We start from the raw sequence: 7,490 nt of genomic DNA, 5'->3' as shown, positions 1-7,490 counted from the left end.
GAAGAGAGCAGCGCTCATCGACCCGGGCGACGAGGCGGAGCTTCTGCTTGCGGCGGCGGGCCGTCTTGGTCTTACCCTGGAAGTCGTCTTGCTCACCCACGGCCACATCGATCATGTGGGTGCCGTCGCAGATGTGCTCGCGCAGACGGGCTGCAAGGTCTGCGCGCATCGTGATGAGGCGGAGATGCTGCGAACTCTGGAGCTCCAGGCCAGGCTTTTTGGCCTTCCTGCGCCTGAGGAGGTCAAGGTGGATGTCTGGCTCTCGGAAGGTGATGAGGTCGCATTTGGCAACCTGGCATTGCGCGTGCTGCATACCCCGGGCCACACCCGGGGTAGCGTCTGCTTCTATCATGACGGGGTGCTTTTCTCTGGGGATACCCTCTTTCGGGAATCTGTGGGCCGCACGGATCTCCCCGGCGGCTCCGATCGTAGACTCCTTGCATCGATTCGCGATAAGCTTCTCGTCTTGCCAGACGAGGTGCGGGTCTATCCAGGCCATGGCGAGCCCACGACCATTGGCGACGAGCGACGCCTGAATCCCTTCCTCTAGTGGGCCGACAGGGCGGGGAGGAAAAAGCGCTTGCTTATTCAGCGCGAATTTGCTATAATTAGCCCGGTTCGAAATCGGTTGTCTCTGGCGGAAGGACTGAATGGTAGAATCCAGGAGAATCGGAGATCTCATACACGCAGTGGCGCATCATATTGCGCAGAAGCCCCAGGGAGCCCGAGCCTTCGCCCGGCTCCCTTTTCGTTGCTGAACGGTACACGTGAAACGGAGGCATGAAGAAGAGCATGGCGGAAACGCAGGTGGGATTGGCAAAGGCGAAGGTTGTTTTCCGCGAGGACGAATGCAAGGGGTGCGGACTGTGCATTGCTGCATGTCCCGTGAAGGTCCTGTTTGCGCAGGCGAAGCTCAATCGCATGGGTTATCACCCTGCTGGATACAAAGGGGAGGGCTGCACTGGGTGCGGCATCTGCTTCTACGCCTGCCCAGAGCCGGGGGCGATCACCGTCTACAAGAAGGGCTACGTGGGGGAGGAGGTGGACGCCAATGGCTAAGCAGCTCATCAAAGGAAACGAGGCGGTGGTGAAAGGGGCCATCCTGGCCGGGTGCCGCTACTTTTTCGGTTACCCCATTACGCCGGCCTCCGAGATTGCCGAAGCCGCTGCCTACTACATGCCCCTGGTGGGGGGGACCTTCCTCCAGGCGGAAAGCGAGGTGGCCTCCATCAACATGGTCTATGGCGCTGCCTCCGGGGGACAGCGCGTGATGACCGCCTCTTCCAGTCCGGGCATCAGCCTCAAGCAGGAAGGCTTGTCCTACGCTGCCGGGGCGGAACTGCCGCTGGTGGTGGTCAACGTCAATCGCGGCGGACCTGGCCTCGGGAATATCGCCCCTGAGCAGAGCGACTACAATCAGATGGTGAAGGGCGGAGGCCACGGCAACTACAAGCTCATCGTCCTGGCTCCCAATTCTGCCCAGGAGATGTGTGACCTGACCATGCTGGCCTTTGAGCTTGCCGACAAGTACCGGAATCCGGCGGCGCTGCTGGTGGACGGCTTCATCGGCCAGATGATGGAGCCTGTGGAATTCCCACCGCCGGTCACGGAGTTGCCGGCAAAAGAGTGGGCTCTGCAGGTGGACGACGATGACCAGTATCGCTTGATCACATCCATCGAACTGGAGCCGGAGATTCTGGAGCGCCACAACCAGAAATTGCAGGCCAAGTATGCCGAGATCGAGCGCCAGGAAGTGCGCTACGAGGCCTACCGGGTGGATGACGCGCGCCTGGTGGTGGTCGCGTACGGCATCGTGTCGCGGGTGGTACAGTCGGCGGTGGACCTGCTTCGAGCGCAGGGCCAGAAAGTGGGTATGCTCCGGCCAATTACGCTCTGGCCTTTTCCAAAGGCGGTCCTGGCCGAGTTGGCCGAGCGCGTCGACCGTTTGCTGGTGATAGAACTGTCCAACGGGCAAATGGTCGACGATGTGCGTCTGGTGGTGTTGGGCAGGTGTCCTGTGGAATTCTACTCCCGCATGGGCGGCGTGGTGCCAACCACCGAAGAGGCCCAACAGGCTATCTCGAAATACATAGAGGACTGACCATGGCGGAGAAAGTACTGCGAAAGGCCGACTCGTTCTATGCAGTCTACGAGCGGAAGCCAGGGGCCGACAAGACGACTACCCACTACTGCCCAGGATGCGGCCATGGCATTCTGCACAAGTTGATCGCCGAGGCTTTGGACGATTTCAATCTCCGTGACCGCGCGATCGTCATCAGCCCAGTAGGGTGCAGTGTGTTTGCCTACTACTACTTCCGCACTGGCAACATCCAATGCGCCCACGGGCGTGCCCCCGCCGTGGCGACCGGCATCAAACGGGTGTATCCGCACAGCATCGTCATCAGCTACCAGGGGGATGGCGACTTGGCGGCCATTGGCACTGCCGAGATCATTCATGCGGCCAATCGCGGCGAGCCGATTACGGTCTTTTTCGTGAACAACGCCATCTACGGGATGACCGGCGGCCAGATGGCTCCCACGACGCTCATCGGGCAAAAGACCACCACCTCGCCCTATGGACGCAAGGCGAGCAATGAGGGCTTCCCTCTGCGGGTCAGCGAACTGCTCGCCACATTGGAGGCCCCCGTCTACATCGAGCGGGTGGCGTTGACTGATGCCAAGCACATCGCGCAGGCACGCCGGGCGGTGCGCAAGGCGCTGCAGGTGCAGGCGGAAGGGAAAGGTTTCTCGCTCGTGGAGGTGCTGTCCGCGTGTCCCTCCGGGTGGAAGATGGCACCTACCCAGGCAATCCGCTGGATCGAAGAACAGCTGATGAGCTATTTCCCCTTAGGCGTGTACAAGGACAAGACGGCCGAGATCGAAGCGTCGCCTTTGGCGCCCCGCCAGTTTGTGCGCGAGGACCTGGCCAGGCTGCTGGAGATCCCAGTTGGGCCATCCATGGCAGCCGAGGCCGTGGTCCTTCCCGCAGAACGTTACCGCAACCCAAGGCTCAAGGTGGCCGGGTTCGGTGGTCAGGGGATTTTGCTCCTCGGGCTGGTTCTCGCCGAAGCGGGAATGCGCGCCGGCTACAACGTGTCGTGGATCCCCTCCTACGGCCCAGAAATGCGGGGCGGTACGGCCAACTGCCACGTCAACCTTTCCACTGCGCGCATCGGCTCGCCAGTGGTTTCGGTGCCCACGGTACTGATTGCCATGAATCTCCCCTCATTGGACAGATTCGAGCCCGAGGTGCAGGCGGGTGGCCTGGTCATCTACGACAGCTCGCTGATTGACCGCACCGTGCAGCGGAGCGATGTCGAGGTGTTGCCCCTGCCGGCGACCAAGATGGCCGATGACCTGGGCAATACGCGCGTGGCGAATATGGTGGCGCTGGGCGCCTACGTTGGTTTCACCGGCATCTTGAGCAAGGAGCAGGTGCTCTCCACCTTGCCCGAGGCGATCAAGCGAAAAGAACTGTTGGCAATCAATGAGAAGGCGGTAGCAGCTGGGTTCCAGTACGCCGAGGACTTTAAGAAGCGCAACTGAGCAGAACGGCAGATATTCAGGTGCCACAGCGGGCCCAGCGTTGAGGGTTCACGGATGGGGGAGTACACGAACATCGCAATCGGTCCCCGTCGCCCGGGCGTGACGGGGATTTTCGCTATTTCCTGATGGAAGGCATATGGCGGTTGTCCCTCGCGACATTTTCGAACAGCGCATTCTCCCTCGGGTGAGCAAGCCGGGACGCTATTTGGGCAACGAGGTCAACGTTGTCCACAAGCCGTTCGACCAGGTGGAGCTGCGGGTAGCATTGGCTTTCCCGGATGTGTACGAGATGGGCATGTCCTATCTCGGGTTTGACATCCTGTACCATCTGCTCAATCGCGAGCCGTGGATGGTAGCCGAGCGGGTATACGCGCCATGGGTGGACATGGAGGAGGCGCTGCGCCGCTACGACATTCCGCTCTTTTCCCTGGAGTCGAAGCGCAGCCTGGCCGATTTCGACATCATCGGCTTTACCCTGCAGTACGAGCTGCACTACCCGACGGTGCTGAACATGCTCGATCTTGCGGGCATCCCGTTGCGCGCCAGAGAACGGCAGGCCCTGACGCCCCTCGTGGTCGGCGGTGGGCCGTGCGCCTTCAACCCGGAGCCATTGGCGGAATTTGTGGACGCCTTCCTGATTGGCGACGGAGAAGAGGCGATCTTGGAGATTGCCAGCGCGGTGCTGGAGGCCAAGAGGGAAGGCCTGGACCGTGAACAGGCCCTGCTGCGGCTGGCAGGCGTGCCGGGAGTCTATGTGCCACGTTTCTACGGGCCTGTGGCAAACGGAGAGGGCCGGCAGCAGAGCGTGCGCCCGTTGCGTAGCGAGGTGCCAGAGAAGGTAAAGGCGCGCGTGGTGGAGCGCCTCAAGCCTGAGCACTATCCCACGGCGCCCTTGGTGCCGCTGATCGGCATAGCCCACGACCGGCTGACCATCGAGGTAATGCGCGGCTGCACGCGCGGGTGTCGCTTCTGCAACGCCGGCTTCATCTACCGGCCAGTGCGGGAGCGCAGCGTAGAGGACATCCTGCACCAGGCCAAGGAAGGGATCGCGCGCTCAGGTTTCGACGAAGTCTCCCTGCTGTCGTTGTCCACCTCGGACTATAGCCAGCTGCGGCCCCTCCTGGAAATGCTCTCGGCGGCTTTCAAGGAGAAAATGGTCAGCATCTCCTTCCCGTCGCTGCGACCAGAGTCCTTCACTAAGGAGATGGCGCAGTTTGCCAGCGGAGTGCGCAAGTCGGGACTGACCTTGGCCCCGGAGGCAGGAACGCCCCGATTGCGGGCTGTGATCAACAAGACCAACACCAACGAGGACCTGCTCCGGGCCGCTGAACTTGCCTTCAGCGAGGGGTGGACGGTCATCAAGCTCTACTTCATGGTGGGCCAGCCTACGGAAACCGATGAAGATCTGCAGGGCATTGCGGCTCTCATCAACGAGGTGGCAAAGATTGCGCGCCGATATGGCCAGGGCAACCGGGTCAACGTGTCGCTGTCGCCCTTTGTGCCCAAGCCGCACACGCCCTTCCAATGGGAGGAGCAAAGCGACCGGGCCACCATGAACGACAAGATCCATCGCGTTTGTGACCTGGTGCGCGCAAAGAACGTGCACATCAGCTGGCGCGATCCCAACGTCGCTTTCGTGGAAGGAATATTGGCGCGCGGTGACCGTCGGCTGGGGGCTGCCATCGAACAGACGTGGCGCAATGGGGCGCGCCTGGACGGCTGGTCAGAGCTGTTCGAGGTGAAGCGCTGGGAGGATGCCTTTGCCCGCACCGGCATCGACCCTGCCTGGTACTTGGGGCCGCGCGCGCTGGACGGGCCTCTGCCCTGGGACCACATCGACAAGGGGGTGAGCAAACGCTTTCTGGTCGCCGAGCGCCTAAAGGCAGCGAACGCCACCGAGACCAGCGATTGTCGGCTCGATCGCTGTCACGCCTGCGGCCTGATGGAGCACACAGCCTGCAAGGAGCTAATGGCTCGCGAGCAGGTGCCGGTCCCCATGGCCGCCAAGCCGACGTCGAACCTCTATGGCAGGGGCAGGAAGAGGGCTGCGCCTGCCCCGGCGCCGGTAGTGCCGCGCCTGATGCGCATGCGCTACCGCAAGCGCGGCTTGGCACGCTTCCTGTCCCACCTGGACGTGGTGCGGGTGTTCGAGAGGGCATTCGCCCGCGCCGGCATCCAACTGGCGTACTCGCAGGGCTTCAACCCGCGGCCCAAGATCGCTTATGGGCCAGCCTTAGCCGTCGGACACGAGAGCGAGGCGGAGTATCTGGATTTCCAGTACGTGGACGCTCCTCACGCCAACCTCGCCATGCTCCTGGGAGCTCAGCTCCCCGAAGGATTGGAGGTCATGGAGATCCGACCATTGTATGGCAAGGGGAGCTCCCTCACCGCGCTCATCACCCTGGCCGAGTACGAAGTGACCTTCTTGGATGGCTCCCCCAGGCAGGACCTGGCGCAGAGGGCCGCAGCCCTGTTGGCGGAACCGGCAATTCGTGTGCAGCGCCAGAAGGCGGAAGGGAGCGTCGAGGTGGACATCAGACCTTTTCTGCGTCGCATCGAAGTGCGCAAGGACGGCCAAGAGCTGTTCCTGCAGTTGGGCCTGGACAATGGTAAAACCGCGCGCGTGGAAGAGGTGCTGGCAGCCTTGTTGCAGTGCTCTGATCAGGACCTGCCCCCGGTGTCGGTGGTGCGCACCAGGCTGGCGGTCAATTTTGGGGAGGTGAGTCGCACTCCCTTGGAAGTGTAGCTCGCGAGCATCGCATCTTTGCAAATTCAGGATAGGAACATGAAGAAGGACATTGTCATAAACGTTGCCACCAGCGAGACCCGCATCGCGATTCTGGAAGATGGACGGCTGGTGGAACTCTTTATCGAGCGCCCGGAGAACGAGCGCATGGTGGGGGATATCTATATCGGGCGGGTCGTGAACGTCGTGAAAGGGATGGACGCTGCCTTTGTGGACATTGGTCTGCCGCAGGATGCGTTTCTCCATTTTTCCGACGTGGGAGAGACCATCCGAGCGTATGATTCGGTTATCGAGGTCAGACAACGGGGCAAAGAGCGGCGTCGTTCGTATCGTGGCCCGACTATCCGCGAGGGCCAGGAACTGCTGGTGCAGGTGACCAAGGAGCCCATCGGCAGCAAAGGCGCGCGCGTGACCACCGAGCTCTCCCTGCCGGGCAGGTTCCTGGTGCTCGTCCCCGACGATCCGATGATCGGTGTCTCGCGCAAGATTGCCAATGTGCGCGAGCGCAACCGTCTGAAAAAGGTTGCCAAGCGCATCTGTCCAGAAGGTTTTGGGCTCATTGTGCGCACCGTGGCTGAGGGCAAGAGCGAGGAGGTGCTGCGCAACGATTTGGAGAACCTGCTGGCCTCGTGGGAGAAATTGAACCAGAAGGCGAAGCGCACCAGCCCGCCGGCCCTCGTGCACAAGGATGTGGGCATGGCCTCCAGCGTCATCCGCGACCTGTTCACCAGCGACATCAACAGCCTGGTCATCGACTCCAAGAAGCTTTACAAGGAAATCGTGGCTTACCTTCGCGAGGTCGCCCCCACCCTGGTGAATCGAGTCCAATTGTACAGGAAAGGTGAACCAGTTTTCGACGCGTACAACATCGAGTCGGAGATCGAGAAGAGCATCGCCCGTAAGGTGTGGCTGAAGAGCGGTGGCTACATCATTATCGACCACACCGAGGCGATGGTGGTCATCGATGTCAACAGCGGCAAGTTCCTGGGCAAAAGGGACCATGAGCAGAACATCCTCAAGATCAACCTCGAGGCGGCCAAAGAGATCGCCCGTCAGTTGCGCCTCCGTGACCTCGGCGGCCTCATTGTCATCGATTTCATCGACATGACCGAGGAGAAGCACAAGCAGCGCCTGTACCAGGAGTTCCTGCAGGAGCTGAAGAAGGACAGGGCGCAGGTGAACGTCGCGCCCATCAGCG

6 protein-coding genes are annotated in these 7,490 nt (G+C 61.5%); all 6 read left to right on the top strand.

Annotated elements, in window-relative coordinates; all coding sequences use genetic code 11:
• A partial coding sequence (locus tag H5U38_13325; protein MBC7188009.1) for an MBL fold metallo-hydrolase occupies nt 1–550 on the top strand: 550 nt, incomplete at its 5' end.
• A gap of 242 nt (nt 551–792) precedes the next feature.
• On the top strand, nt 793–1,059 hold the full coding sequence (locus H5U38_13320) for a 4Fe-4S dicluster domain-containing protein (protein ID MBC7188008.1): 267 nt from the start codon (nt 793–795) through the stop codon (nt 1,057–1,059).
• On the top strand, nt 1,052–2,101 hold the full coding sequence (locus H5U38_13315) for a 3-methyl-2-oxobutanoate dehydrogenase subunit VorB (GenBank protein MBC7188007.1): 1,050 nt from the start codon (nt 1,052–1,054) through the stop codon (nt 2,099–2,101). Before H5U38_13320 ends, H5U38_13315 begins: the two co-directional genes overlap by 8 nt.
• A 2-nt stretch (nt 2,102–2,103) precedes the next feature.
• A complete protein-coding gene (locus tag H5U38_13310; GenBank protein ID MBC7188006.1) occupies nt 2,104–3,546 on the top strand; it encodes a 2-oxoacid:acceptor oxidoreductase family protein in 1,443 nt (480 codons plus the stop codon).
• Between the two features lie 136 nt (nt 3,547–3,682).
• The gene (locus H5U38_13305) at nt 3,683–6,292 is read left to right on the top strand and encodes a TIGR03960 family B12-binding radical SAM protein (GenBank protein MBC7188005.1); all 2,610 of its coding nucleotides are present in this window, start codon (nt 3,683–3,685) and stop codon (nt 6,290–6,292) included.
• A gap of 39 nt (nt 6,293–6,331) precedes the next feature.
• Nucleotides 6,332–7,490: Rne/Rng family ribonuclease (locus H5U38_13300; protein ID MBC7188004.1), on the top strand; the 1,159-nt coding region annotated here is incomplete at its 3' end.

Source organism: Calditrichota bacterium, assembly GCA_014359355.1.
Lineage (GTDB): Bacteria > Zhuqueibacterota > Zhuqueibacteria > JANLFK01 > Oleimicrobiaceae > Oleimicrobium.
This window is presented reverse-complemented; position numbering and strand designations above follow the sequence as displayed.